26 protein-coding genes are annotated in these 24,221 nt (G+C 70.0%); 9 read left to right on the top strand and 17 right to left on the bottom strand.

The window, feature by feature from the left end:
• Positions 1-30: 30 nt before the first annotated feature.
• Positions 31-342, bottom strand: coding sequence for a hypothetical protein (locus HF999_RS16910; protein WP_168547013.1), 312 nt, complete (start codon positions 340-342; stop codon positions 31-33).
• A 189-nt stretch (positions 343-531) separates the two neighbouring features.
• On the opposite strand from HF999_RS16910, the gene HF999_RS16905 reads away from it, so the two are divergent.
• Entirely contained in the window at positions 532-2,037 is a 1,506-nt protein-coding gene (locus HF999_RS16905) for a serine/threonine-protein kinase (RefSeq protein WP_168547012.1), read from the top strand.
• Between the two features lie 16 nt (positions 2,038-2,053).
• On the top strand, positions 2,054-2,635 hold the full coding sequence (locus HF999_RS16900; protein ID WP_210733901.1) for a class I SAM-dependent methyltransferase: 582 nt from the start codon (positions 2,054-2,056) through the stop codon (positions 2,633-2,635).
• A gap of 12 nt (positions 2,636-2,647) precedes the next feature.
• Here HF999_RS16900 and HF999_RS16895 read toward each other — a convergent pair whose 3' ends face one another.
• From HF999_RS16895 to HF999_RS16875, 5 genes are all read right to left on the bottom strand, one after another.
• Positions 2,648-4,369, bottom strand: a complete 1,722-nt coding sequence (locus HF999_RS16895; protein ID WP_168547010.1) for a fumarate hydratase — start codon at positions 4,367-4,369, stop codon at positions 2,648-2,650.
• 83 nt (positions 4,370-4,452) lie between these two features.
• Positions 4,453-5,730 carry an RNA 5'-3' helicase PhoH2 gene (phoH2, locus tag HF999_RS16890; protein WP_168547064.1) on the bottom strand — a complete coding sequence of 426 codons (1,278 nt, stop codon included), beginning with the start codon at positions 5,728-5,730 and terminating at the stop codon, positions 4,453-4,455.
• Positions 5,731-6,011: 281 nt separating this feature from the next.
• Complete coding sequence (locus HF999_RS16885) at positions 6,012-6,839, bottom strand: acyl-ACP desaturase (RefSeq protein WP_312854178.1); 828 nt, start codon at positions 6,837-6,839, stop codon at positions 6,012-6,014.
• A gap of 74 nt (positions 6,840-6,913) precedes the next feature.
• Positions 6,914-8,212 carry a serine hydroxymethyltransferase gene (gene glyA, locus HF999_RS16880; RefSeq protein ID WP_168547009.1) on the bottom strand — a complete coding sequence of 433 codons (1,299 nt, stop codon included), beginning with the start codon at positions 8,210-8,212 and terminating at the stop codon, positions 6,914-6,916.
• A gap of 30 nt (positions 8,213-8,242) precedes the next feature.
• On the bottom strand, positions 8,243-9,460 hold the full coding sequence (locus tag HF999_RS16875) for a DUF885 domain-containing protein (RefSeq protein ID WP_168547008.1): 1,218 nt from the start codon (positions 9,458-9,460) through the stop codon (positions 8,243-8,245).
• Positions 9,461-9,492: 32 nt separating this feature from the next.
• Between HF999_RS16875 and coaA the strand changes: the two genes are divergently transcribed.
• Complete coding sequence (coaA, locus tag HF999_RS16870) at positions 9,493-10,434, top strand: type I pantothenate kinase (protein ID WP_312854177.1); 942 nt, start codon at positions 9,493-9,495, stop codon at positions 10,432-10,434.
• 12 nt (positions 10,435-10,446) lie between these two features.
• On the opposite strand, the gene HF999_RS16865 is transcribed toward coaA, so the two are convergent.
• The 6 genes from HF999_RS16865 to HF999_RS16840 form a co-directional block, all read right to left on the bottom strand.
• On the bottom strand, positions 10,447-11,223 hold the full coding sequence (locus HF999_RS16865; protein WP_376766499.1) for an isoprenyl transferase: 777 nt from the start codon (positions 11,221-11,223) through the stop codon (positions 10,447-10,449).
• A 96-nt stretch (positions 11,224-11,319) separates the two neighbouring features.
• Positions 11,320-12,105 (bottom strand): ABC transporter ATP-binding protein, encoded by a 786-nt coding sequence (locus HF999_RS16860; RefSeq protein WP_168547006.1) that lies wholly within the window; start codon positions 12,103-12,105, stop codon positions 11,320-11,322.
• A complete protein-coding gene (locus tag HF999_RS16855) occupies positions 12,102-13,157 on the bottom strand; it encodes a taurine ABC transporter substrate-binding protein (RefSeq protein ID WP_168547005.1) in 1,056 nt (351 codons plus the stop codon). The genes HF999_RS16860 and HF999_RS16855 overlap by 4 nt, the downstream gene beginning before the upstream one ends.
• Complete coding sequence (locus HF999_RS16850) at positions 13,154-14,014, bottom strand: ABC transporter permease (RefSeq protein ID WP_168547004.1); 861 nt, start codon at positions 14,012-14,014, stop codon at positions 13,154-13,156. Before HF999_RS16850 ends, HF999_RS16855 begins: the two co-directional genes overlap by 4 nt.
• 90 nt (positions 14,015-14,104) lie before the next feature.
• On the bottom strand, positions 14,105-14,857 hold the full coding sequence (locus HF999_RS16845; RefSeq protein WP_168547003.1) for an SDR family NAD(P)-dependent oxidoreductase: 753 nt from the start codon (positions 14,855-14,857) through the stop codon (positions 14,105-14,107).
• On the bottom strand, positions 14,850-15,383 hold the full coding sequence (locus HF999_RS16840) for a DinB family protein (protein WP_168547002.1): 534 nt from the start codon (positions 15,381-15,383) through the stop codon (positions 14,850-14,852). The genes HF999_RS16845 and HF999_RS16840 overlap by 8 nt, the downstream gene beginning before the upstream one ends.
• 115 nt (positions 15,384-15,498) lie before the next feature.
• On the opposite strand from HF999_RS16840, the gene HF999_RS16835 reads away from it, so the two are divergent.
• Positions 15,499-16,050 carry a hypothetical protein gene (locus HF999_RS16835; RefSeq protein ID WP_168547001.1) on the top strand — a complete coding sequence of 184 codons (552 nt, stop codon included), beginning with the start codon at positions 15,499-15,501 and terminating at the stop codon, positions 16,048-16,050.
• Between the two features lie 138 nt (positions 16,051-16,188).
• On the opposite strand, the gene HF999_RS16830 is transcribed toward HF999_RS16835, so the two are convergent.
• On the bottom strand, positions 16,189-17,247 hold the full coding sequence (locus HF999_RS16830; protein ID WP_210733900.1) for a 3-deoxy-7-phosphoheptulonate synthase: 1,059 nt from the start codon (positions 17,245-17,247) through the stop codon (positions 16,189-16,191).
• A 232-nt stretch (positions 17,248-17,479) separates the two neighbouring features.
• Positions 17,480-19,450, bottom strand: a complete 1,971-nt coding sequence (locus tag HF999_RS16825; RefSeq protein ID WP_168547000.1) for a thioredoxin domain-containing protein — start codon at positions 19,448-19,450, stop codon at positions 17,480-17,482.
• A 75-nt stretch (positions 19,451-19,525) separates the two neighbouring features.
• On the opposite strand from HF999_RS16825, the gene HF999_RS16820 reads away from it, so the two are divergent.
• On the top strand, positions 19,526-19,759 hold the full coding sequence (locus HF999_RS16820) for a ribbon-helix-helix domain-containing protein (RefSeq protein ID WP_168546999.1): 234 nt from the start codon (positions 19,526-19,528) through the stop codon (positions 19,757-19,759).
• Positions 19,756-20,178 carry a PIN domain-containing protein gene (locus HF999_RS16815; protein WP_168546998.1) on the top strand — a complete coding sequence of 141 codons (423 nt, stop codon included), beginning with the start codon at positions 19,756-19,758 and terminating at the stop codon, positions 20,176-20,178. The genes HF999_RS16820 and HF999_RS16815 overlap by 4 nt, the downstream gene beginning before the upstream one ends.
• A gap of 50 nt (positions 20,179-20,228) precedes the next feature.
• On the opposite strand, the gene HF999_RS16810 is transcribed toward HF999_RS16815, so the two are convergent.
• Both HF999_RS16810 and mca read right to left on the bottom strand, forming a co-directional pair.
• The gene (locus HF999_RS16810; protein ID WP_168547060.1) at positions 20,229-20,555 is read right to left on the bottom strand and encodes a hypothetical protein; all 327 of its coding nucleotides are present in this window, start codon (positions 20,553-20,555) and stop codon (positions 20,229-20,231) included.
• Entirely contained in the window at positions 20,555-21,421 is an 867-nt protein-coding gene (mca, locus tag HF999_RS16805; protein WP_168546997.1) for a mycothiol conjugate amidase Mca, read from the bottom strand. Before mca ends, HF999_RS16810 begins: the two co-directional genes overlap by 1 nt.
• A gap of 136 nt (positions 21,422-21,557) precedes the next feature.
• On the opposite strand from mca, the gene HF999_RS16800 reads away from it, so the two are divergent.
• The 3 genes from HF999_RS16800 (at position 21,558) to greA (ending at position 23,406) form a co-directional block, all read left to right on the top strand.
• Complete coding sequence (locus HF999_RS16800) at positions 21,558-21,986, top strand: DUF4307 domain-containing protein (RefSeq protein ID WP_168546996.1); 429 nt, start codon at positions 21,558-21,560, stop codon at positions 21,984-21,986.
• Positions 21,983-22,744, top strand: coding sequence for a queuosine precursor transporter (locus HF999_RS16795; RefSeq protein ID WP_312854176.1), 762 nt, complete (start codon positions 21,983-21,985; stop codon positions 22,742-22,744). The genes HF999_RS16800 and HF999_RS16795 overlap by 4 nt, the downstream gene beginning before the upstream one ends.
• 167 nt (positions 22,745-22,911) lie before the next feature.
• Entirely contained in the window at positions 22,912-23,406 is a 495-nt protein-coding gene (gene greA / locus HF999_RS16790; protein WP_168546995.1) for a transcription elongation factor GreA, read from the top strand.
• 81 nt (positions 23,407-23,487) lie between these two features.
• Here the strand turns inward: greA and HF999_RS16785 are convergent, their stop codons facing one another.
• Positions 23,488-24,105 carry a polysaccharide deacetylase family protein gene (locus HF999_RS16785; protein WP_168546994.1) on the bottom strand — a complete coding sequence of 206 codons (618 nt, stop codon included), beginning with the start codon at positions 24,103-24,105 and terminating at the stop codon, positions 23,488-23,490.
• Positions 24,106-24,221 lie beyond the last annotated feature (116 nt).

The following is a 24,221-nucleotide window of genomic DNA, read 5'->3' as shown; positions in this document are numbered from 1 at the left end:
TAGCCCGTCGCCGAGCCCGGGCACCTCGGGTCAGCGACGATCGACGAGCACGTAGGACGCGCCCGCGGCGACCGCCGCCACGCCCAGGACCGACGGCCACGCGCCGATCTTCTTCGCCAGCGGGTGCGACGCGCCGAATCCGCCCAGGTAGATCGCACCGAGAGCGGCGGCCGTGCCCGCCCCGCCCTTCGCGTACCAGCCCTGCGCGACCGCGGCGCCCGCCGCCGCGAGCACGACGCCGCCGAGCGGACGGTTCCCCGTCTCCCGCGCCACGTAGTAGCCCCCCACGAGCCCCGCAGCCGCGATCGGCGCCGTTCCGATCCGGTCGATGATGTTCGTCATGGCTTCGACAGTACCCACTACTGGGCGTAGTAGACCTGAGGGTCGCGCCGGCGTACGCGCGATGCCCGCACGACACTCAACCCAGACTGTGCCGGATTCCGGTTTCCGCAGGTCACCGATGGCCCATGTCGCTGAGCCCGACGTTCGTGCACGCAGTTCGGATAGTAGATTCCTCCCGGGAGGTGCGAGATGTCCTTTTCTCCGGGCGAGGTCTTCGCCGGGTACACGATCGTGCGTCGCCTCGGCGTGGGCGGAATGGGAGAGGTGTACCTGGCGCAGCATCCGCGGCTGCCTCGCCACGATGCGATCAAGGTCCTTCCACCACACCTCGCGGCCGATGAGTCCTTCCGGCAACGCTTTCTCCGCGAGGCCGATCTCGCCGCCACGCTCAATCACCCCAACATCGTCGGGGTTCTCGACCGGGGCGAGGAAGACGGGCGACTGTGGCTGTCGATGCCGTACATCAACGGGATCGACGCGGCGGCTCGTCTCGCGCAGTCGCCCGGCGGCCTGCCGTACGACACGGTCGTGGCTATCGTTCGTGACACCGCTGCGGCTCTCGACTTCGCTCACCAGCGGAGCATCCTCCATCGGGATGTGAAGCCCGCGAACATCATGCTCGACACCTCGCGTGCACTGCTGTCCGACTTCGGGATCGCGCGCGCGGCCGACGACACGTCCGATCTGACCGCCACCGGGACGACCATCGGTTCCGTCGCCTACGCCGCGCCGGAACAGCTCCGGGGAGACGAGGTCGACTCGCGGGCGGATGTCTACTCGCTCGCCGCGACCGCGTACGCGCTGCTGACGGGCTCCCGACCGTTCGACCGGAGCAGCCCCGCCGCCGTGATCGCCGCTGCACTGGACGGCGCTGTCGTTCCGGTGACCACCAGACGCCCCGACATCCCGCCTTCGGTCGATCGCACCATCGCCCGCGGTATGGCCGCCTCCCCGGCCGACCGCCCACAGAGCGCTGGAGAGTTCGCGGCCGAACTCGCCCAGGCTCCGGCAGAGGCGACGGTCATCCGCGCCGTACCGCCCACGTCGGGCGCCCACGATGCTCCGACCATGATCGCGCCGACTCCGTTGCCGTCGCCGCGCCCCGAGCAGCACCGCCGGCTCAGGTGGCGCCTCCCCACCGCGGTCGCCGCCGCCCTCGTGGTCGGCGCCGTCGTCGCCGGCACGGCCGTGATGCTCAGCCGCTCCGATTCCGTGGGAACCTCCGCCTCCCCGGCCATCGAATCGAGCACCGTTCCGTCGATGTCTTCGTCGACCGTCAGGGCCGCGCCGCCGACCGCGCCCGCGATCGCCCCGGCGACCACGGTCGCCCCCGCGTCGTCTGCGCCGCCGCGCGGCTCCGGTGACCTCGGGCTCACCCGACCTGTGAGCCGGCCACCGTGCGACGGGCGGTTCATCCTGGTCCTGGGTTCGATCGAGCAGTCGAACCCCGCCGTCAGGACCCTCGTGAACGACCAGTTGTCGACAAATCCCGGCGCCGAGTACTTCTACAGCGGTGCCTTGAACTGTGGCTCGATCCGCTCCGCCGACGACAACGGCGAGGCCTTCTACACTCCTTACGTCGACTACGGCACGTCGAGCGTGGCAGCGTGCAACGGCCTGCAGCACCGCGGCGTCTACGTTCGTGTTCTCCGCAACGGCACAGGCACAGGAGAGGCCGCGAATCCTTGCAAGTAGGTTCGAGGGTATGAGCATGAGCACGCCGCGATGGTTCACCGACACCAAGGACGGCCACAGCGAGTGGTACGTCGAACGCTTCCGGACGATGGCGCGCGAGGGCGCGGACCTGGCCGGCGAGGGGCGGCTGGTGGACGCGATGGTGGGCCGCGGGTCACGGATCCTGGACGCGGGGTGCGGGCCGGGGCGGATCGGCGGCTACCTGCATTCCGTGGGCCACGACGTGACCGGCGTCGACGTGGACCCGGTCCTCATCGCCGCGGCGGAGCAGGATCATCCGGGTCCCCGCTGGCTGGTCCAGGACCTGGCCGAGCTGGACCTGGACGGCGTCTTCGACGCCATCGTCTGCGCGGGGAACGTCATGGTCTTCGTGGCGGAGGGGACGGAGACGACGGTGCTGCGGAACTTCCGGGAGCACCTGACCGACGACGGCTTCGCCGTGGTGGGCTTCCACACGAACCGCGGGCTCACCCCGGAGCGGTTCGACGCCTACGCGACGGACGCCGGGCTGCGCACCGATCTGCGCCTCGCGACCTGGGACGTCAAGCCCTGGCACGATGACGCCGACTTCGCGGTGACCATCCTCCGCCCGGCCTGACCGGGACCGGCGCTACCGCTCCTTCGAGCGCACCCGGATGCCGCTGAGCGGCAGGGCGACCTCACCCGACGGGTCGGTGAAGAAGTCGTTGCCCTTGTCGTCGACGACGATGAACGCGGGGAAGTTCTCGACCTCGATCTTCCACACCGCCTCCATCCCGAGCTCCGGGTACTCGATGACCTCCTGCGACTTGATGCAGTCCAGCGCGAGCCGCGCCGCGGGGCCGCCGATGGAGCCGAGGTAGAAGCCGCCGTGCGCATCGCAGGCCTGGGTGACCTGCTTGGACCGGTTGCCCTTGGCCAACATGATCATCGAGCCGCCCGCGGCCTGGAACTGGTCGACGTAGCTGTCCATGCGACCGGCGGTGGTGGGCCCGAAGGAACCGGACGCCATGCCCTCCGGGGTCTTCGCGGGGCCGGCGTAGTAGACCGGGTGGTCCTTGAGGTACTGGGGCATCGGCGCGCCCGAGTCCAGCAGGTCCTTGATCTTGGCGTGCGCGATGTCGCGCGCGACGACGAGCGGCCCGGTCAGCGACAGGCGCGTCTTCACCGGGTACTTCGACAGCTCGGCGAGGATCTCCGGCATCGGCCGGTTCAGATCGATCTCGACGACCGCGCCGCCCTCGATGTCCTCCGCCACACCGGCATCCGGCATGTACTGCGCGGGGTCGGTCTCCAGCTGCTCGAGGAAGACACCGTCGGCGGTGATCTTGCCGAGCGCCTGCCGATCCGCGGAGCAGGACACCGCGATCGCGACGGGCAGCGACGCACCGTGCCGGGGCAGGCGCACCACGCGCACGTCGTGGCAGAAGTACTTGCCGCCGAACTGCGCACCGATACCGAAGGACTGCGTCAGCTCGAAGACCTTCTCCTCGAGCTCCTTATCGCGGAATCCGTGCGCCGCAATGGATCCGGTCTCCGGCAGCTCGTCGAGGTAGTGCGCGGAGGCGTACTTCGCGGTCTTGAGCGCGAACTCCGCCGAGGTGCCGCCGATGACGATCGCCAGGTGGTACGGCGGGCAGGCCGCCGTACCCAGCGAGCGGATCTTCTCGTCGAGGAACTTCAGGATGCGGTCCGGGTTGAGGATCGCCTTCGTCTCCTGGAACAGGAAGGACTTGTTGGCCGAGCCGCCGCCCTTGGCCATGAACAGGAACTTGTACTCCGGCCCCTTCGGCCCCTGCTCGGTGGCGTAGATCTCCACCTGCGCAGGCAGGTTCGTGCCGGTGTTGCGCTCCTCGTACATGGTGATCGGCGCGTTCTGCGAGTAGCGCAGGTTCAGCTTGGTGTACGCGTCGAACACGCCGCGCGAGACCCATTCGCCGTCCTCGACGCCGGTCAGCACGCCCTCGGCCTTCTTGCCCATCACGATCGCCGTGCCCGTGTCCTGACACATCGGCAGCACGCCGCCGGCGGAGATGTTGACGTTCTTGAGCAGGTCGAGCGCCACGAAGCGGTCGTTGCCCGACGCCTCGGGGTCGTCGATGATCTTCCGCAGCTGCCGCAGGTGCGCGGGCCGCAGGTAGTGGCTGATGTCGTGCATCGCCTCGGCGGTCAGCTTCTGGATCGCCTCCGGCTCCACCTTGAGGAACTTCTGCCCGTCCACCTCGAAGGTCGACACGCCTTCGGTGGTCAGCAATCGGTACGGCGTGGTGTCCGGGCCGATGGGCAGCAGATCGGAGTAGATGAATTCGGGGCTGTTCGAAGTCACGCCTTCGAGGGTATTCCCCCTGCGCATCCGTGTCCGGCTTAGGCTGCCCTACCCGCGGAGGGTCGGGCCCGACGGTGCGCGGCGCACCGTCGGGCCCGACGGACCGGGGCCTACGCTCCGGGCGCGAACTCCTCCAGCATCTCGGTGACCAGGGCGGCGATGGGCGAGCGCTCGGAGCGGGTGAGCGTGACGTGCGCGAACAGCGGGTGGCCCTTGAGCTTCTCGATCACCGCGGCGACCCCGTCGTGCCGCCCGACGCGCAGGTTGTCGCGCTGCGCGACATCGTGCGTGAGCACCACCCGCGAACCCGAGCCGAGCCGGGAGAGCACCGTCAGCAGAACATTGCGCTCGAGGGACTGCGCCTCGTCGACGATGACGAAGGAGTCGTGGAGCGACCGGCCGCGGATGTGCGTGAGCGGCAGCACCTCCAGCATCCCGCGGTCCATCACCTCGTCCATCACCTCGGGCGAGGCGAGGCCGTCGAGGGTGTCGTAGACGGCCTGCGCCCACGGCCCCATCTTCTCGTTCTCGGAACCGGGCAGGTAGCCGAGGTCCTGGCCGCCGACGGCGTACAGGGGGCGGAAGACGACCACCTTGCGCTGCGTCCGCTTCTCCAGCACGGCCTCGAGCCCCGCGCACAGCGCCAGCGCGGACTTGCCGGTGCCGGCCTTGCCGCCGAGGGAGACGATGCCCACCGACTCGTCGAGCAGCAGATCGAGCGCGACGCGCTGCTCCGCGCTGCGCCCGTGCAGCCCGAAGGCCTCGCGGTCGCCGCGCACCAGCTGCAGCTGCTTCTCGGCGGTCACCCGGCCCAGCGCGCTGGACGTGCCGCCCAGCAGGCGCACGCCCGTGTTGCACGGAAGCTCCCGCGCGGCGTCGTGATCGACGACCCCGCCCGCGAACAGCGCGTCGATCACCTCGCGCGAGACCTCGAGCTCCTCCATGCCCGTCCACCCGGAGGTCACCACGTCCTGCGCCCGGTACTCGTCGGCGGGCAGGCCCACGGCGCCCGCCTTCACCCGCAGCGGGATGTCCTTCGACACCAGCACCACGTCCCGGCCCTCGGCGCGCAGGTTCAGCGCGCAGGCGAGGATGCGGGAGTCGTTGGTCTCGGTGCGGAAGCCCACCGGCAGGACGGACGGGTCGATGTGGTTGAGCTCCACTTGCACCGTGCCGCCGCCCGGCGTGGGGATCGGCTGGTCCAGGCGGCCGTGCTCGAGGCGCATGTCGTCGAGCATGCGCAGCGACTCGCGGGCGAACCAGCCGAGTTCGGCGTGGTGGCGCTTGCCCTCGAGTTCGCTGATCACCACGAGCGGGAGCACGACATCATGCTCGGCGAAGCGGGTGATGGCCCAGGGATCGGACAGCAGGACGGAGGTGTCGAGCACGTACGTGCGGGGGGTCTCGCGGAAAGACACGGTGACGCTCCTAGCCTGCGCGGCGCCCACGCACGCGTGTAGCTGCGGCCGGCCGGTCCAAACGTCTCGGTGCGCGGTCTACGCCCCGACGACGAGGACCGGGGCCGGCCCTCTCGCGACGATGAGTGTTGTCACGGTTGGAACCTCCCGGGACGAACTGCTTCCCCGCAATCCGTCACCGTCAAACTAACGCCGAACGCGCCGCCCGGGCGGGACCCGGGGCGGCGCGTTCGTTAACAGTTCGTGACGACTTAGAGCGCGAGGCCCCACGTCGAGAGCAGCCCGCTGAGGATCTCGCGGTCCCGCTCGGGCGAGCTGATGCCGGCCTCGGTGACGATGCGGCGGGCCTCGTCGAGCCCGTCGGCGGTCTCGGCGCCGATCGGCGACACGGCGCGCGCCTGGCCCAGCAGGGCCTCCTTGACGTGCCCCTCGTTGACGTCGAGCGCGACGGTGAGCAGCTCCGTCCAGTACCGCTGCTGGACGCGATCGTCGTTCGCCACCTTGCGGAGCGTCGTGACGAGGCCGGCGGGCGTGCCCTCGACCTTCTCGGCGTAGTCCGCGAGGCGGTCGAAGTAGTCGGCCGACAGCGCCTCGTGCACGATCACCATGGCGATCTGCTCGGCGACCTGGATCTCCGCGCGAGTGCCCTCGTACTGCCGGTACCCGCGAGTCACGGACTCGAGTCGCCACATCTCCAGCTGCTCGACATCGCACGTGCGGCTGACCACGACGTGATCGCGCAGCGCGATGCCGTGCCGGTTCTCCTCCGCGGTCCAGTGGCCGACGAACTTGCCCCAGTCCGACTCGATGAGATGGTGCTGCGCGAGCAGGCGGTGGAAGGACGGCAGGTGGTCCTTGGTCAGCAGGCCCAGGATGAGGCCGTTGCTGACCACCTCGTCGACCTTGACGTCACCGGGGGTGAAGTCCTCGCCGCCGAGGAAGGCGTAGTTGCGGCCGTCGTCCCACGGGATGTAATCGTGCGGCTGCCACGCATCGCCGGCCTCGACGTAGGCCGCGCGGATGTCCGGCAGCGCCTTATCGATGGCGAGCGTCAGGTCCTCGGAGATGCTGGAAGTCACCCGGTCACTCTAAAGCAGTCCCCGCTCGGCCTTCAAATCCCAGGTAGGACGGCTGACGAACCCGAAACCCGGGTTCAGCGAGAGAGTAGACCCCAATCCTCGAGACCCTCGTACAGCGGGACCTCCAGCGCGAGCGCCGAGACCCGGGCGCGCAGCGCGGCCGTGTCGGCCGCCTTGCCCTGCGCGAGCGCGATGCCGATGATGTCGGCGACCTCGGTGAACTCCTTGTCCCCGAAGCCACGGCTGGCCAGGGCGGCCGTACCGATCCGCAGGCCGGAGGTGACCATCGGCGGGCGCGGGTCGAAGGGCACGGCGTTGCGGTTGACGGTGATGCCCACCTCGTGCAGGAGGTCCTCCGCCTGCTGGCCGTCCAGGTCGCTGTTGCGCAGGTCGACGAGCACCAGGTGCACGTCGGTGCCGCCGGTGAGCACGGTGACGCCCGCGTCCGCCACGTCCTTGCCGTTCAGGCGCTCGGCGAGGATGCGCGCACCGTCGAGCGTGCGCTGCTGCTTCTCCCGGAACTCCTCCGTGCCCGCGACCTTGAGCGCGACGGCCTTGGCGGCGATCACGTGCATGAGCGGGCCACCCTGCTGGCCGGGGAAGACCGCGGAGTTGAGCTTCTTGGCCCACTCCTGCTTGGCCAGGATGATGCCGGAACGGGGCCCGCCGAGGGTCTTGTGCACGGTGCTCGACACGACATCGGCGTGCGGCACGGGGCTCGGATGCAGGCCCGCGGCGACGAGGCCGGCGAAGTGCGCCATGTCGACCCAGAGGTGCGCGCCCACCTCGTCGGCGATCGAGCGGAAGGCGGCGAAGTCGAGGTGGCGGGGGTACGCGGACCAACCGGCGACGATCACCTTCGGCTTGGTGTCGAGGGCGATCTTGCGCACCTCGTCCATGTCGACGCGGTGGTCCTCCTTGGACACGCCGTAGAAGACGTTCTCGTAGAGCTTGCCGGAGAAGTTCAGGCGCATGCCGTGCGTGAGGTGGCCGCCGTGCGCGAGGTCGAGGCCCATCAGCGTCTCGCCCGGCTCCATCAGGGCCTGCAGCACCGCGGCGTTCGCCTGCGCACCCGAGTGCGGCTGGACGTTCGCGAACTCGGCGCCGAACAGTTCCTTGGCCCGGCTCCGGGCCAGATCCTCCACCACGTCGACGTACTCGCAGCCGCCGTAGTAGCGGCGCCCCGGGTAGCCCTCGGCGTACTTGTTGGTGAGCACGGAGCCCTGCGCCTGCAGCACCGCACGCGGCACGAAGTTCTCCGAGGCGATCATCTCCAGCGTGTCCCGCTGGCGCGCGAGCTCGCCGTTCATAGCGGCGGCGACCTCGGGGTCGAGTTCGGCCAGGGACGCGGAGTTCACGCTGGAATCGCTCATGCGGTCATCCTAAGCGGCGGTGCGCTCACCTCACGCGGCGGCCGCCATCTCCCGCCGCAGCGCCGACGGGGTGAGGGGCTCGTCGAGCAGGCGGCCGAACCGATCCAGTCGTGCCGGTCCCGGCTCCGCCGCATCGAGCCAGGTTCCGAGGAGTGCGTACCCCTCGACATAGGTGGAGATGTAGGCGCGCCACAGCGGCGACCCCACGAAGCGCAGCGCCTGCCGCGCGCTGCGCTCGGCCATCAGCCCCCACCGCTGCAGGTACGCGGCCACGGCGTCCTCCCCCGCGTTCCGGTCGTGCAGCAGCAGCGCGGCGTCCTGGCGTACGTGGAGCAGGCCCGACGATGCCGCCGCGATCCGTTCGGCGAGGTCCCCGTCGAAGGACAGGCCCAGGTCGGCGTAGATCTCCTGCGCCCAGCGGCCCCATCCCGGCCCGATCGCGGCGCCCAGTGCGTGATCGGCGAGCCCCTCCGCCATGAGGCACTGCGGGGTGTTGACGAGGAAGATGGTCTGCTCGGGCTGCTGGTCGCCACGCACGAGCAGTTGCTCCTTGCGGCAGTGCTCGGTGTGGTGGCCGGGGTAGGCCTCGTGCGCGATGAGGTGCGGCAGCGACGACAGGTACTGCGGCAGATCGCCGTTCACGGCGACCCGCGAGCGGTAGTCGCCGAGGTAGTAGTTGAAGCCGGACCAGGGCTTGTCGTGCTCGATCTCGAAGGCCACGGTCTCCGCCTCCGGCAGCGGGTACCGCTCGCGCACGACATCGCGCAGCGCGCCGGCCAGCGCGTCCACGACCTCGGGCACTCGCTCTGGCGGCACCGCGAACCGCTCGCGCTGCGCCTGCATCCGGGGCTGCAGCGGACCGGCGCCGGGCAGCAGCTCGTCGAGCCTCGCGTGCGCCGCCTCGTAGTCGGCGGTGTCGTGCATCGCGATGTCCACGTCGAAGTACGCCCGGACCTCGTCGACGAAACCGATCGGCGCACCGTCGAACCTCCGGGCCGAGCATTCGAGCGCGGCGACGTGCCCGGTCAGGAACTCCCGGCGGGCGGCCGTGAGGGAGGTGTCGGCGGCGAGGTCGCGCAGGAGCGCGCGGGCCTCGTCGGCGAGGCGCGCCGGTTCGGGGGCGTCCTCGGCCTCCACGGCCCGACGGTGCGCCGGGTCACCGAAGTACGCGTCGACGAATCCGGATTCGATGCGGTCGAACCGCAGGCCGAGCCGCAGGTAGCGGTCAGTGAGACTGAGCTCATCCATACATGCCAGACTAGGGATATGCCATCCCCGGTGTGTCACGGAGTCGCCGCGTGAGCGAGCCGAGTCCGTACATCGAGATGGACCGAGCGCAGTGGCGAGAACTGCGACAGTCCACCCCGCTCTCGCTCACCGAGGACGACCTGTCCCACCTGCGCGGCCTCGGCGAACAGGTCGACCTGGCCGAGGTCGCCGAGGTCTACCTGCCCGTCTCCCGACTGATCCACCTGCAGGTCGCTGCGCGACAGCGGCTCTACGCGGCCACCGCGACCTTCCTCGGCGAGCAGCGGCACGACGCGCAGGTGCCCTTCGTGATCGGCGTCGCCGGGTCGGTGGCGGTCGGCAAGTCGACGACCGCGCGCGTGCTGCAGGCGCTGCTCGCGCGGTGGGATTCGCACCCGCGGGTGGACCTGGTGACCACCGACGGCTTCCTCTACCCCACCGCCGAGCTCGAGCGGCGCGGCATCATGCACCGCAAGGGCTTCCCCGAGTCCTACGACCGGCGCGCGCTGCTCCGCTTCGTGACCACGGTGAAGTCGGGCGCGGAGGACGCGACCGCGCCGATGTACTCGCACCAGCTCTACGACATCGTGCCCGGCGAGACGATCCATGTCCGGCGGCCCGACATCCTCATCGTCGAGGGGCTCAACGTGCTGCAGACCGGGCCGCGGCTGATGGTCTCGGACCTGTTCGACTTCTCCGTCTACGTGGACGCGCGGATCGAGGACATCGAGCGCTGGTACGTCGACCGGTTCCTGTCGATGCGGACCACCTCGTTCGCCGATCCGTCCTCGCACTTCCACCACTACTCGGGGCTGTCCGACGTGGAGGCCCGCGACCGCGCCGAGGGCATCTGGGCGGGCATCAACCGCCCCAACCTGGTGCAGAACATCCTGCCGACCCGCCCGCGCGCAACCCTGGTGCTGCGCAAGGACTCCGACCACTCGATCAACCGGGTCCGGCTGCGCAAGCTCTGACGGTGCGCCGGCTCAGGCCCCGAAACGACGGTGCCGGGCGGCGTAGTCGCGCAGCGCGCGGAGGAAGTCGACGCGGCGGAATTCGGGCCAGTAGGCCTCGGTGAACCAGATCTCGCTGTAGGCGCTCTGCCACAGCAGGAATCCGGAGAGCCGCTGCTCGCCCGAGGTGCGGATGACGAGGTCCGGGTCGGGCTGTCCCTTGGTGTAGAGGTGCTGGTCGATCCCGTCGACGGTGACCGCGTCCACCAGCTCCTCCGCCGACATCCCGGCCGCCAGCCGGTCGTTGAGCAGCGACTGCACGGCGTCGACGATCTCCTTGCGGCCGCCGTAGCCGACCGCCACGTTGACGTGGGTGCCGGTGCGGCCCTTCGTGCCCTCGGCGGCGGCCGTGAGCCGGCGCGCGGCGTCGGGGGGCAGCAGGTCCATCGCGCCGACGATCTTCACCGACCAGTTCTTGTCCGGTCCGGAGATCTCCTCCACGACATCGGTGATGATCTCGAGCAGCGCGGACAGCTCGTCGGGGTCGCGCTGCAGGTTCTCGGTCGAGAGCAGGTAGATGGTCGCGAGCTCGATGCCGGCCTCGTCGCACCACTCGAGCATCTCGGCGATCTTCTTGGCGCCCATCCGGTAGCCGTGGCTGACATCGGAGAACCCTGCGGCGCGGGCCCAGCGCCGGTTGCCGTCGCAGAGCACGGCCACGTGCCGCGGGCGTTGCGCGCCGTCGCGATAGGCGTTCGCCAGCTCGTTGGCGAGCCTGCGCTCGTAGATCGCGTACACGGGGGACGCGATCGTCCGCGCAGGCCCGGACGGCAGCGACACTGGCAGTTTCGGCACGCTCACCACGCGTGCAAGACTACGCCGCGCGACCTGTGCGACAGCTGAGGTTCAGCCGTGGGCGGCGTAGATCGCCTCCGCGAGCTCGGTGCGCAGCGCCTGGAACTCGGGGGTCGCCGTCACCGACGGGTCGCGGACGGTGTCGGGCCCGTCGCCCGGCAGCTCGACCTTCCGGTCGATCACGACGCGGCCGGGGCGGGCGCTCATCACCAGCACGCGGGTGCTGAGGAACACCGCCTCCTCCACCGAGTGGGTGATGAAGACGATCGTCTTCCCTGCCTCACGCCAGATCCGCAGTAGATCGACCTGCAACCGCTCGCGGGTCAGCGCGTCGAGGGCGCCGTAGGGCTCGTCCATGAGCACGATCGCCGGGTCGTTGACGAGTACACGGGCGATCTGCGCGCGCTGCTGCATGCCGCCGGAGAGTTCGTAGGGCCGCTTGTCGCCGAAATCGCCGAGTCCCACCAGCTCCAGCATCTTCTGCGCCTGCTCGCGCCGCTCCGCCCGGCCCACGCCGCTCACCTTGGGCCCGAATTCGACGTTGCCGCGCACCGTCAGCCAGGGGTACAGGGTCGGGGCCTGGAAGACCACGCCCCGGTCGGCCGACGGTGCGGTGACCCGCTCGCCACCGACCTCGACGACCCCGGCCGTCGGGTCCTCGAAGCCCGCGACCAGCCGCAGCAGGGTCGTCTTACCGCAGCCCGAGGGCCCGACGATGGAGACGAACTCGCCCGGCTCGACGGTGAGGTCCGTGGGCTGCAGCGCGACGGTCTGCCCGCTGGCGGTGTCGTAGGTCTTGCCGACGCCCGTGAGTTGGACGCGCTCGGTGCCGCTCATTTCGCCTCCTGTGCCGCCGACGCGTACACGCCGTCCGTGTAGTGCTGCGCCGGCCCGACCCCCTGCACCTGCCCCTGTTGGAGCAGGAACTCGGCCGTCTTCCGGATGTCGGCGCCGAGCTGTCCACCGAGGTGGTCGGGCCCGGCCTGGGTCCTCGCGTCGAAGTAGGCGTAGCCCTTGATCTGGGTGAGGACCTGGTCGAGCGGTACACCGAGCTGGCCGGCGATGTGCTCGGCGGCCTTGTTCGGGTCGGTGTTCAGCAGGTTGGCCGCCCATCCCTGCGCGGCGGTCCAGATCTTCAGGAAGGCCGGGTTGTCGCGCACGAAGTCGCTGCGCGCGCCCTCGAGGTCGTAGGTGGGTGCGCCCTGCTCGGCGACCTGCGCGCTCGTCGTGAGGACGGTGCCGCCCAGCTGGCTGAGCGTGGGTTCCCAGATGTAGGTCGCGTCGATCTGCCCGCCGCCCCAGGCGCCGCGGATCGCGTCGGGGGCCAGGTTGATGACCTGCGCGTCGGTGACGCCCGCCTTGTCCAGCGCCGTCAGCAGGCTGTAGTGGGCGGTGGAGGCGAAGGGCACCGCGATCCGCTTGCCGTGCAGGTCGGCGATGGTCTTGATGCTGCGATCACGCGCGACGAGCGACTCCGCCGCGCCGATTCGGTCCTGGATCCAGATGACCTTCATGTCGATGTTCAGTGGGGCGCTCAGCGCTTTCGCCGCGGGCGCGCTGCCCAGCAGTCCGACGTCGAGGCTGTTCGCTCCGAAGGCCTGGATGACATCGCCGCCGGAGGCGAACTTGCTCCAGACGACGTTCACGTTGGGCATGCACGTCTTGAGCAGGCTGGTGTCCTTGACGATCAGGTCGCCGTTCGGGATCTCCTGCCAACCGATCCGGACGGTGCCGCGCACCGTCGAATCCGGGGCGACGGGGCACGGCGTGCTCCCGCCGATCGACCGGGACTGTTCGGCCCTGCCGGACTCCACGATGCAGCCGGAAGCGAGCAGAGCGACGGTGCCGACCACGAGCGTCGTGCGCGCGAGGCGCCTCAGGCGGTTCATGCCTTCCCCTTCCACGGGACGGCCAGCAGGCCGATCCACTTGATGAGCGAGTCCAGCAGGAGCGCGGTGATGCCGATGACGATGATGCAGGCGATGGTCAGGGGCGTGTTGAGCTGCTGGCCGGCGAGGTAGGCGAGTCCGCCGATGCCGGGGATGCCGTTGTTGAGCTCGGCTGCGACGACGGTGGTCCACGCGAACCCGACGGCGATGCGAATGCCGTTGATGACCTCGGGCAGCGTGGCCGGGACGATGACCCCGCGGATGGTCTGCAGCCGGTTGGCGCCGAGGGCGCGGGCGGCGTTGATCTGATCGACGCTCACGCCCTGCACGCCGTTGACGGTGGAGATCGCGATCGCCGGGAAGGCCGCGAGGAACAGCAGCCAGATCTTGCTGGTGTCGCCGATGCCGAACCAGACGATGAGCAGTCCGATGTAGCCGAGCGGCGGCAGCGCGCGCAGGAAGTTCAGGTAGGGCTCGATGATCGTGTTGACCGTCTTCGAGGTGCCCATCGCGAAGCCGAGGATCGGCCCCACGATGATCGCGGCGCCGACGCCCGCGAAGATCCGCTGCAGGCTCGCGACCAGGTGCTCCCACAGGAAGTAGTTCTGCTCGCCGAGGACCTCGCGCGGGACGCCGGGGGCGACCTGATGCCAGGTGCTGGCTCGGACGGCCGCGTCCCACACCGACTTCGGGGTGGGCAGGAACTTCTCGTCGATCAGGTGCAGTCCGCTGATCAGCCACCACACCGCGACGAACACCACGAGGGCGACGATGCGGACGAGCCACGAGCGGACCGCCTGCGGCAGTGGCTCGATGACGGCGTTCTTCACCCGCAGCAGCGGGGGCTCTCCGGCCATGGGTTCCTCTCCGGCGCCCTGTCGGGCACACGAACAGTTGACCCTGTCAGGAGGAGGCTCGCACGGGAACCGTTCGAATCTCGCTGATCGTTAGGTCCGACGGTGCACGTTCCGAGCGGCTACCTGGTCCCGGGGCATGATCTGTATCGAGTCGATGTTCACATGCGGCGGGCGGGTAACGGTCCAGGTCACAGCGTCGGCGATGTCGTCGGCGGTGAGGTTGTCGACGCCCTCGTAGATCTTGTCGGCCGCGGCCCGATCGCCGCCGAGCCGCACCACGGAGAACTCGGTCTCCACGAGGCCCGGATCGATCTCGATGACGCGGATCGGCTCGCCCTTGAGTTCCAGGCGCAGCACGCGGGTCACGGCGCGGGCACCGTGCTTGGCGGCGTTGTAACCGGCGCCGGTCTCGTAGGCCTCCAGCGCGGCAACGGACCCGATGGTCACGACGGAGGCCGCCGGGGACGCCCGCAGCTTGGGCAGTAGCGCCTGGGTGACCCGCAGAATCGACAGGACGTTGATGTCGTACATGCGCGACCAGTCGGCCTCGTCGGCGGTCTCGATCCGGTCCACGCCGAGCGCGCCGCCGGCGTTGTTGACCAGCACGTCGACCTTCTCGATCGCGTCGGTGAAGGCCGTGACGGAGGCGGGGTCCGAGACGTCCAGCGGCAGCGCCGTGACGATCCGCTCGGGGTGCTGCGCCTCGAGATCGGCCTTGAGGGCTTCGAGCCGATCGACGCGGCGCGCCCCGATCACGACGTCGAATCCCGCGCGCACGAGGTGCCGCGCCGTGGCGGCCCCGATCCCGCTGCTCGCTCCGGTGACGACGGCGACTTCAGCCATGCGTGTTCTCCATTCCCACGTCGATGCGGTGATGTTCCAGGTCGTGCAGGGCGTAGACGGCGAAGGACTCGACGGTGAAGGCGGAGCCGTTGGAGCGCAATCCCGTGCGCGCCCAGTCATCATCGCCGACGGTGCGATAGGCCGCGCCGAAGGCCGCGGCCGCGGCCGCCAGCTCCGCGGCGACGGTAGCGGGGTCCTGCTCGCCGTACGCGTCCTCGACGGCCGTCACGTCCTGGTCCCAGTTCGCGAAGGCCGCGCCGTCCTGCGCCAGCATCAGGTCCAGGCGCTCGCGCATGATGCGGTTCACGTCGCGCACGTGACAGCCGTATTCGAGCACCGACCAGGTCTCATCGTTCGGCCGGTCGCGGGCGTCGGGGCGGGCGAGCGCCGCGTCCCAGCCGACGGCCGAGCGCGCGATGCGGTCGGCGACGTCCTCGCGGCGGACCGTCGACGGGTCGAATCCGCAGGCGGGACACGCCCGCTCGATGACCCACGTCCAGTCCTTGCTATCCGGTTCGATCGCCACGGGTCGAATCTACTTCCCGCTGTCGATTTCTTCGGCACTGGAGTTGCTCAGAGCACTCTTCCAGTGCCGCAGGACTCGGTGATTGCGTGTCGGACCCGGCCGCTATCGTCCGAGAATGCTCACGGCGTGGGGAGACGAGAGCGGGTCGAGGCCTGACCTCGACCCGGGTACCTACCTTCTCGCGGCAGCATTGCTCGACGAGAACGACGTATCTGCCGCACGCGACGCCATGGAATCGCTCCGGATCGAGGAACCGAAAGTCCACTGGCACGGCAGTAGCGAGACCCGGCGGATCGAGCTGGTCGAAGCCGTGATCGGACTGCCGGTTGCAGCGATCGTGGTCGTCCACCACGACACGGACGCCACCGACCGACGACACCGCCGCAAGTGCCTTGAGCACCTCCTGCCGCACCTCGCCGACGTTCCGTGCTCGAAGATCACCTTCGAGTCACGATCTTCATTGGACGCGAGCGACCTCGCAACGATGCAGCTGTTGCGCAATCGCCGAGCGATCAGTAACACCCTCCGGATCGCGCATGCGGTCGGAAGACTCGAACCGGTCCTCTGGATCTCAGACATCATTTGCGGTGCAGTCGTCCAAAGCCGAATCGGACAGTCGCGCTATCTCGACCTCCTGGGCGGCAGCGTGGACCTCCACGAGATCTGATCGGGAAAGGCGCGAGCCGCAGGCCTCGTCATCCGGCGAGTAATCCTGCGGCTCACTTCCAACCCCACCGCGATGGGGCGGCTACCTCACCAACCATACGAGGCGCGCGACCGGCGCGCAACGGCGTATCCGTGGGCCTCAGCGCAGCGCCGCTGCCAAATCGTGCAAGACCGAGTCGGTGGTGGCGAAGTCCATGCACTTGTCGGTCACGGACTGGCCGTACACGAGCGGGCCCGGCCCGGGCTGCTGCGCGCCCGCGACCAGGAAGGACTCGAGCATCAGGCCGGAGATGCCGGTCTCGCCCGCGGCGATCCGGCCGGCGATCTCCCGGGCCACCTCGGCCTGGCGCACATGGTCCTTGCCGGAGTTGGCGTGCGAGCAGTCCACCATCACCGACGGTGCGAGGCCCGCCTTCTCCAGCGCACCGACGGCGGCGGACACCGACGCGGCGTCGAAGTTGGGCCCGCCGCGGCCGCCGCGCAGGATGATGTGGCAGTTCTCGTTGCCGACGGTCTCGACGACCGCGGCCGCGCCCTCGTCGTCGGTGCCGAAGAAGACGTGCCGCGACGCGGCCGACAGCGCACCGTCGATCGCGACCTGGACGTTCCCGTCGGTCGCGTTCTTGAAGCCGATCGGCATCGACAGACCGGACGCGAGCTGGCGGTGCACCTGCGACTCAGTGGTGCGGGCGCCGATCGCGCCCCACGCGACGGTGTCGGCGATGTACTGGGGGCTGGTCGGCTCGAGGAACTCGCAGCCCACGGGCAGCCCGATCTCCAGGATGTCGAGCAGCAGCTGCCGGGCGGTGCGCAGGCCGCGGGGCACGTCGTAGGACTCGTCCATGCCGGGGTCGTTGATCAGGCCCTTCCACCCGACGGTGGTGCGCGGCTTCTCGAAGTACACCCGCATCACGATGAGGAGCCGGTCCGCCAGCTCATCGGCGATGGGCTTGAGCCGCCGGGCGTAGTCGAGCGCGGCCTCGGGGTCGTGCACGGAGCAGGGCCCCACGACCACGAGGAGCCGCTGATCGCGGCCCGCGATGACATCGGCGACGGCGGCGCGGTCGGCCTCGACCTGCGCTGCCAGGCGCGGAGCGAGCGGTAGCTCGTCGCGCAGCTGCACCGGCGAGGGAATGGCATGGAACGCCGAGACCCGACGGTTCGAGGTGGACGCCGGCGAATCGAGTTCGATGGTCATGTGATGCCTTCCTTCAGGTGGCGGCACCAGCGGGGACGTCCGGTGCCATAGAAAAAGGCAGCGAGTGCTCTCGCTGCCTTCGGCTCCGGGTCGTGCTGTTCGGTACTAGCGCACACGCGCCTCACCGACGGCCCCACCCGGAGCCTCGGTAAAGCGCCAATACGCGTTCATACCCACGCAGCGAACATAGCACACCCCTCGGGGGCGGGCCCGCGAGCGCCCCCGCCCCTGTTCACGGCGCGAGCTCCGCGGCGAGCGCCTCACCCCCGGTCACCGGCAGGGAGCAGACGCTGCCCCGGCACACGTAGGCCGCGGCCCGGCCGTCGACCGGCCCCCGCCCCGCCAGCAGCGGATGCGAATCCTGCGCTCCCGCAATGACTACCGCGCCGCCGGGGGCCAGACGGCGCGCCTCCGCCTCGAGGGCGGCGGTGCCGGCACCGTCGGCGACGGCGATCTGGAGCCCCGCTGCGGCCTGCTCGGCGACGGCCAGGTGGTGACCCGCTCCCCGCGGAACTCGGCGGACGAGCTCCCCGGACCGCGCCCGCGTGGCGGCGGCGAGCCCGGCGTACCGCTCCCCCAGCAGGACCTCTGCGTAGGTCAGCGCCTCGGCCATCAGGCTCGCGCCCGCCGGCGTCGCCCCGTCCGCGGGGTCGCGCGGGCGGGTCAGCAGGGCCTGCCCGTCCGACGGGGCGTCGTACCAGCTGCCGTCCGCGTCGGCGTCGGCGAAGCGGACGATCGCGGCGTCCAGGATCGCGGCCGCCGCTGCGGCCCAGTCGGATCCATCGGCCCGCTGGACCAGCGCCAGCAGGCCGGTCACCAGCGCCGCGTAGTCCTCGAGCATCCCGTCGGCGGCGCCGACGATCCCGCCCAGCGAACTGCGGCGCAGACGCTCACCGTCCCAATGCGTTCCGAGCACGTAGCGCGCGACCGCCTCGGCCTCGTCGACCCGGCCCGCCTCCGCCAACGCGGTGATCGCGAGCCCGTTCCAGACGGTGACCACTTTGTCGTCGCGCCCCGGCTGCGCTCGCCCCGAACGCGATTCGAACAATCGCCGCCGAACGTCCGCCAACCGCACCGGATCCGGCTCGCCGCGCAGCTGCAGCGTCGACGTACCGTGCTCGAAGGTTCCACCCGGGGTGACCGCGAAAACCTCCGCGGCCCAGGCGCCGTCGGCCTCGCCGAGCACCTCGACCAGCTCCGCCGGCGTCCACACATAGGTCGCGCCCTCCACGCCGTACCCGTCGACCACGGTGTCCGCGTCGAGCGAGGACGCCAGCCCACCGCCGTCGACCCCCAGGTCCCGGAGAAGGAAGTCGGCGGTCTCGTCGGCCACACGCAGCGCCAGCGGAGAACCGGTCCGGCGGCCCAGATGCGCGTAGAACCGGAGCAGAAGCGCGTTGTCGTACAACATCTTCTCGAAGTGCGGCACCACCCAGTCGGCGTCCACGGCGTACCGGGCGAAGCCGCCGCCGAGCTGGTCGTAGATCCCGCCGCGGGCCATCGCCTCGGCACAGCGCACGGCCACGCCGTAGGACGCGGGATCGCCGGTGCGCTCGTGGTGCCGCAGCAACGCCTCCAAGGTCGCCGACGGAGGGAACTTCGGGGCGCGCCCGAAGCCGCCCGACGGGTCCTCGTCGGCGCAGATCGCCCGGACCGCCGCGGCCAGATCCTCGGCGGAGGGAGCGGCACCGTCGGGCAGCCCGGCGGCGGCCTGGGTCAGGTGCGCGACCACCTGCGCGGAGACCCGACCGATCTCGTCGCGGCGCTCGCGCCACGTGTCGGAGATGGCCTCGAGGAGCTGCGGGAAGCTCGCCTGCCCGCCCCGGGGTTCCGGCGGGTAGTAGGTGCCGCAGTAGAAGGGCTCGCCGGACGGGGTGAGGAAGCAGGTCATGGGCCAGCCGCCCTGGCCGGTCATGGCGACGGTGGCGTTCATGTAGATCGCGTCCAGGTCGGGACGCTCCTCGCGGTCGACCTTGATGCACACGAAGCCCGCGTTCATCCGGGCCGCGATCGCCTCGTTCTCGAAGGACTCGTGGGCCATGACGTGGCACCAGTGGCAGGCGGCGTAGCCGATGGACAGCAGGATCGGCACGTCCCGCTCCGCCGCCTCCGCGAGCGCGGCGTCGGACCACTCCTGCCAGTGCACCGGATTGTCGGCGTGCTGGCGCAGGTACGGGCTGGTGGACGCGCCGAGACGGTTCATGACCCCATCCTGCCTCAGACCGCCGACGACGCCTCAGCTCTGCCACGCCATACATATATGGCGTACTGTGACGGCATGGTCCGCACCACGATCTATCTGCCCGAGGAGCTCAAGGCCGCGCTCGAAGCACGCGCGCGGGCAGACGGCCGCACGGAGTCGGACGTCATCCGTGAGGCTCTGACCGAGAAGCTCCGCGATCACGGAAAGACGGCGCAGGACATGAAGTTCGGCCTGTTCCACAGCGGCACGTCCACCACGTCCGCCGATGTCGATGACGTCCTGACCGAGACCGGGTTCGGGCTCGCATGACGATCATCGCGGACACCGGCGCCCTGTACGCCGCCTACGACCGCTCAGATGATCATCACGCAGCTACCGCGGCCTTCCTCCAACACCTCACCGAGAGACTGTGGGTCCCCGCCCTCGTCCTCGCCGAGCTCGACCACCTCGTCGGCGCCAGACTCGGCGAGAAGGCCCGGGCCACCGTCATCGACGACGTCCTCCAGACCGCGAACGTCCTCCCCTTCGACCACGAGGTCGCCGTCCGCTCGGCGAGAGTCGCGGGAACGTACGGGGGCTTCCCGCTGGGCCTGACCGACGCCACTCTCGTCGTCCACGCGCAGGACTTCACAACACTCGACCTGTTCACCGTCGACCAACGTCACTTCCGCGCGATCAGGCCACTCGGCGGCGGCTCGACATTCCGGCTGCTGCCCTTCGATGCGTGAGCCGTGACTGCGCCACCAGCCGTCCCGAGCCCGGGAGGTCGCGTCGGGACCTATCGGGGCCCGTCGCCCCCGGCACCGTCGGCGCTGTCCGACGGTGCGCCGTCGCCCTCCGCCGGCGAGGCCTCGTCGGCCTCGATGCCCGCGTGGTCCGTGCCGCCGGCCTCGTCGCCCTCGCCCGGCGCCTCGTCGTCGAAGGACTCGGGGAGGTTCTTGACGTGCTTGTTCATCGAGCGGATGAGCAGGAAGGTGACCGCCAGGAGCGCGACGATCACCGCGAGACCGAGGGGGCCGGACTTACCGAACTCGGCGCCCTTGGGCTTCTCCGGATCGGCGACGAGCACCGCCACGTCGGAGGCCAGCTGCAGCAGCGGTGCCATCACAGCTCGATCCCGCTGAACAGGTCCTTCTCGGGCATCCTGCTACTGACCACGGTCTTGGCCAGCTCGTACTCCTCGGTGGGCCACAGTCGCTGCTGCCACTCCATCGGCACCACGAAGAACGGCCCGTTCGGGTCGATCTGGGTGGCGTGGGCGCGGAGCGCGTCGTCGCGGACCGGGAAGTACTCGCCGCACTCGACCTGCGTGGTCACGCGGGCCATCATGTCGTTGCGCTCGTCCTTCCACCGGGCGAGCCACTCGGTGTAGGGATTCTCGAGACCGTGCTTCTCGAACTCGTCCGCGAAGGCCTGGAACTTGCCGCGGAGGAAGCCGTGCGAGTAGTAGACCTTCGAGATCTGCCAGGGCTCGCCGGCGTCGGGGAACTGCGCCGGATCGGCCGCGGCCTCGTAGGCCGCCATCGAGACGGTGTGGGTCATGATGTGGTCCGGGTGCGGGTAGCCGCCGTTCTCGTCGTACGTGATCATCACGTGCGGGCGGAACTCGCGGATCAACCGCACCAGTGTCTCCGTCGGCACCTCGACCGGCTCGAGCGCGAAGCAGCCCTCGGGCAGCGGGGGCAGCGGATCGCCCTCGGGGAGCCCCGAGTCGACGAAACCGAGCCAGCGGTGCTCGACGCCCAGGATCGCGGCGGCCTTGGCCATCTCCTCGCGCCGTACCTCCGGGAGCCGGTCCTGGATCCCGGGGACATCCATCGCCGGGTTGAGGATGTCCCCTCGTTCGCCGCCCGTGAACGTCGCGACCAGCACGTCGTTCCCCTCGGCCGCGTACCGCGCCATCGTGGCGGCGCCCTTACTCGACTCGTCGTCCGGGTGCGCGTGAACGGCGAGGAGGCGGTATCCGGTCATGCCGTCCAGTGTCCACGATCCGCGCGGCCGGGCGCGCGCCGGGTGCACCCGACCGGGCCCGCCCGGCGCGAGGGGCCGGGCGCGGACCCCGCGCGGGCCGTGGGACCGCCGCGCTCGAGTGTGCTTCGATGGATCCATGTCGACCGACCCCGTCCGTCCTTCCGATCGCTACCCCGACGAGCGCGATCCGGCCCGCGCGCGCCGGATCGGCATCATCGGGCTGGTCGTGGTCGTGATCCTCGGCGTGCTCATCGCGTGGCTGGGCTATCAGAAGTTCTCCCGCCAACCCGTGACAGGCGAGACGGCGGGGTACAGCGTGCTCTCGGATTCCGCCGCGCAGGTCCAGGTCACCGTCACGCGGACGGACCCCTCGAAGGCGGTCAGCTGCATCGTGTACGTCAAGAACAAGGCGGGCGACGAGATCGGCCGGCGCGAGTTCTACGTGCCCCCGTCGTCCGACACCGTCGTCGTGGTCAGCAGTGAGGTGCGCACCACCGAGCCCCCCGCCGTCGGCGATGTCTTCGGTTGCGGAACGGACGTGCCCGCGTATCTTGACCGTGCGTGAACACTGACGATTCCTCTCCCCTGTCTGGGCGGCCGGTCCGCGAACGCGCGCGGCCGGCTTTCGCCACCGTCTCGTCCCCCTACTTCCCGCTGCTGGTCGGCCTGTTCGTCGGCGTGATGATCATCAGCAACATCACCGGCACCAAGGCCGTGATGTTCGCCCCGTCGTTGCACCTCGAGTTCCTCGGCCTGAAGGTCGACGGCATCGCCACCGACGGCGCCTTCTACCTCTTCCCCCTCGCCTACGTCCTCGGCGACGTGATCTCCGAGGTGTACGGCTTCCGCGCGATGCGTCGCGTGATCCTCACCGGTTTCGCGATCCTCGCGCTGGCCGCGCTGTGCTTCTGGGTCACCACCACCCTCCCCGCCGCCCCCGACTGGCCCAACGACGAGGCCTTCCGGACCGTGGCCGGCGTCGTCCCGCGGTTCCTCATCGCGGGCCTGGCCGGCTACCTCGTGGGCGAGTTCATGAACTCCTGGGTGCTGGTGCGCATGAAGGCCTGGACGGGCGAGAAGCACCTCTGGTCGCGCCTGCTCGGATCCACCGTCGTGGGCGAGTTCTTCGACACCCTGGTGTTCTGCTCGATCGCCGCGCCGGCACTCGGGTTCACCAGTCCCGGCCAGTTCCTCAACTACACGATCCTCGGTTTCGTGTGGAAGACGCTGGTCGAGATCGTGATCATGCCGCTGAGCTACGCCCTCTGCGCGTTCCTCAAGCGGCGCGAGCCGTCGTACCAGCAGGCATTGCTGGCGGCCTGACCCGGCCAACCCGGTTGCAGCTTTCGTGCTAAGGTGAGCGGATACACGGTTCCGTATGGAGCCGTGTATTGCTGCATTTGCGGGCCCTGGGCACCGTTCCAGGGTCGGCTCGGCTGCGGAACGATGTCCCGCAGCGGGCCCCGCCGACTACGACGAAGGACAGAGAAATGACGGACACTCAGGTGACGTGGTTGACCCCCGAGTCCCACGAGCGCCTCAAGAACGAGTTGGACGCGTTGATCGCCAACCGCCCCGTCATCGCCGCCGAGATCAATGAGCGCCGCGAAGAGGGCGATCTCAAGGAGAACGGCGGTTACCACGCTGCGCGCGACGAGCAGGGTCAGCAGGAGGCGCGTATCCGCCAGCTGCAGGAGCTGCTCAACAACGCGAAGGTCGGCGAGGCGCCCACCCAGTCCGGCGTGGCGCTGCCCGGCTCGGTCGTGAAGGTCTACTACGACGGTGACGAGAAGGACGTCGAGACCTTCCTCATCGCCACCCGCGAGGAGGGCGCGCAGGAGAACGAGCTGGAGATCTACTCCCCGAACTCCCCGCTCGGCGCGGCGCTCATCAACGCGAAGGTCGGCGAGACCCGCGAGTACACCATCCCCAGCGGCGCCACCGTCAAGGTCACGCTGGTCAGCGCGGAGCCGTACCACTCCTAGGTCCGGCTCCGGCCGAACGAGAAGCGGGCCCGCCCCCTGGGGACGGGCCCGCTTTCGCGTGCGCGGGGTCCGTACTCGCGGCTACCCGGCGCGACTGCGGAGCAGCTGGCTGACGGTGACGAAGGCGTACCCCTGGTCGGAGAGCGCCGACATCGCGCGGTCGAGCGCGGTCGCGGACGAGACGAAGGTGTCGTGCAGCATGACGATCTGCCCCGGCTTCATCGTCATCAGCACCTGCGTGAGGCCGTCCGGATCGGCCTGGTAGTTGTAGTCCATCGAGTCCAGGTCCCACAGGATCTGCGTGAGCCCCAGTCGCTTGCCGGCGTCCACGACCGCGGGCGAGGTGTGCCCGCCCATCGGCCGGAACAGCGTGGGAGTACTGCCCACGGAGGCGCGGATCGCGTCGTTGGTCTGCTGCAGCTGGGCGGTCTCGTCGGCGTCCGACAGCGTCGTCATGTCGGGTTGCGTCCAGGTCCCGTTGGCCACCTCGTTGCCGGTGCCGGCGATCGCGGTCATGATGTCGGGGTTCAGGTTGACCTGCGCGCCGGTGACGAAGAACGTGCCCTTGCCTCCGTGCGCGTCGAGGGTCTGCAGGAACTGCCGGGTCACGGGGCCGGGGCCGCCGGAGAAGGTCAGCGCCACGCATTTGCTCTTCGCACAGTCCACGCTGCCGTCCGGCAGCAGCACGGGCTTGGTCACCGACCGCGCCTGGGTCCGCAACCTGGCCCGCGAGTACCTCCTGTCGCGCCCGAAGGCTGCGCTGGACATCGCTCGCGGGCGCTGACCTCGGGCGGCGAAATTCGGGTGACAGCGCG

Origin of the sequence: Tsukamurella spumae, assembly GCF_012396015.1 — a bacterium.
Lineage (GTDB): Bacteria > Actinomycetota > Actinomycetes > Mycobacteriales > Mycobacteriaceae > Tsukamurella > Tsukamurella spumae.
This window is presented reverse-complemented; position numbering and strand designations above follow the sequence as displayed.

What these genes read in the sequence shown, in the direction of transcription:
- HF999_RS16910 (WP_168547013.1), bottom strand. Translation starts at nt 342, where the DNA reads ATGACGAACATCATCGACCGGATCGGAACGGCGCCGATCGCGGCTGCG.
- HF999_RS16905 (WP_168547012.1), top strand. Translation starts at nt 532, where the DNA reads ATGTCCTTTTCTCCGGGCGAGGTCTTCGCCGGGTACACGATCGTGCGT.
- HF999_RS16900 (WP_210733901.1), top strand. Translation starts at nt 2,054, where the DNA reads ATGAGCACGCCGCGATGGTTCACCGACACCAAGGACGGCCACAGCGAG.
- HF999_RS16895 (WP_168547010.1), bottom strand. Translation starts at nt 4,369, where the DNA reads ATGCGCAGGGGGAATACCCTCGAAGGCGTGACTTCGAACAGCCCCGAA.
- glyA (WP_168547009.1), bottom strand. Translation starts at nt 8,212, where the DNA reads ATGAGCGATTCCAGCGTGAACTCCGCGTCCCTGGCCGAACTCGACCCC.
- HF999_RS16875 (WP_168547008.1), bottom strand. Translation starts at nt 9,460, where the DNA reads ATGGATGAGCTCAGTCTCACTGACCGCTACCTGCGGCTCGGCCTGCGG.
- HF999_RS16860 (WP_168547006.1), bottom strand. Translation starts at nt 12,105, where the DNA reads ATGAGCGGCACCGAGCGCGTCCAACTCACGGGCGTCGGCAAGACCTAC.
- HF999_RS16855 (WP_168547005.1), bottom strand. Translation starts at nt 13,157, where the DNA reads ATGAACCGCCTGAGGCGCCTCGCGCGCACGACGCTCGTGGTCGGCACC.
- HF999_RS16850 (WP_168547004.1), bottom strand. Translation starts at nt 14,014, where the DNA reads ATGGCCGGAGAGCCCCCGCTGCTGCGGGTGAAGAACGCCGTCATCGAG.
- HF999_RS16845 (WP_168547003.1), bottom strand. Translation starts at nt 14,857, where the DNA reads ATGGCTGAAGTCGCCGTCGTCACCGGAGCGAGCAGCGGGATCGGGGCC.
- HF999_RS16835 (WP_168547001.1), top strand. Translation starts at nt 15,499, where the DNA reads ATGCTCACGGCGTGGGGAGACGAGAGCGGGTCGAGGCCTGACCTCGAC.
- HF999_RS16830 (WP_210733900.1), bottom strand. Translation starts at nt 17,247, where the DNA reads ATGACCATCGAACTCGATTCGCCGGCGTCCACCTCGAACCGTCGGGTC.
- HF999_RS16825 (WP_168547000.1), bottom strand. Translation starts at nt 19,450, where the DNA reads ATGAACCGTCTCGGCGCGTCCACCAGCCCGTACCTGCGCCAGCACGCC.
- HF999_RS16820 (WP_168546999.1), top strand. Translation starts at nt 19,526, where the DNA reads ATGGTCCGCACCACGATCTATCTGCCCGAGGAGCTCAAGGCCGCGCTC.
- HF999_RS16815 (WP_168546998.1), top strand. Translation starts at nt 19,756, where the DNA reads ATGACGATCATCGCGGACACCGGCGCCCTGTACGCCGCCTACGACCGC.
- HF999_RS16810 (WP_168547060.1), bottom strand. Translation starts at nt 20,555, where the DNA reads ATGGCACCGCTGCTGCAGCTGGCCTCCGACGTGGCGGTGCTCGTCGCC.
- mca (WP_168546997.1), bottom strand. Translation starts at nt 21,421, where the DNA reads ATGACCGGATACCGCCTCCTCGCCGTTCACGCGCACCCGGACGACGAG.
- HF999_RS16800 (WP_168546996.1), top strand. Translation starts at nt 21,558, where the DNA reads ATGTCGACCGACCCCGTCCGTCCTTCCGATCGCTACCCCGACGAGCGC.
- greA (WP_168546995.1), top strand. Translation starts at nt 22,912, where the DNA reads ATGACGGACACTCAGGTGACGTGGTTGACCCCCGAGTCCCACGAGCGC.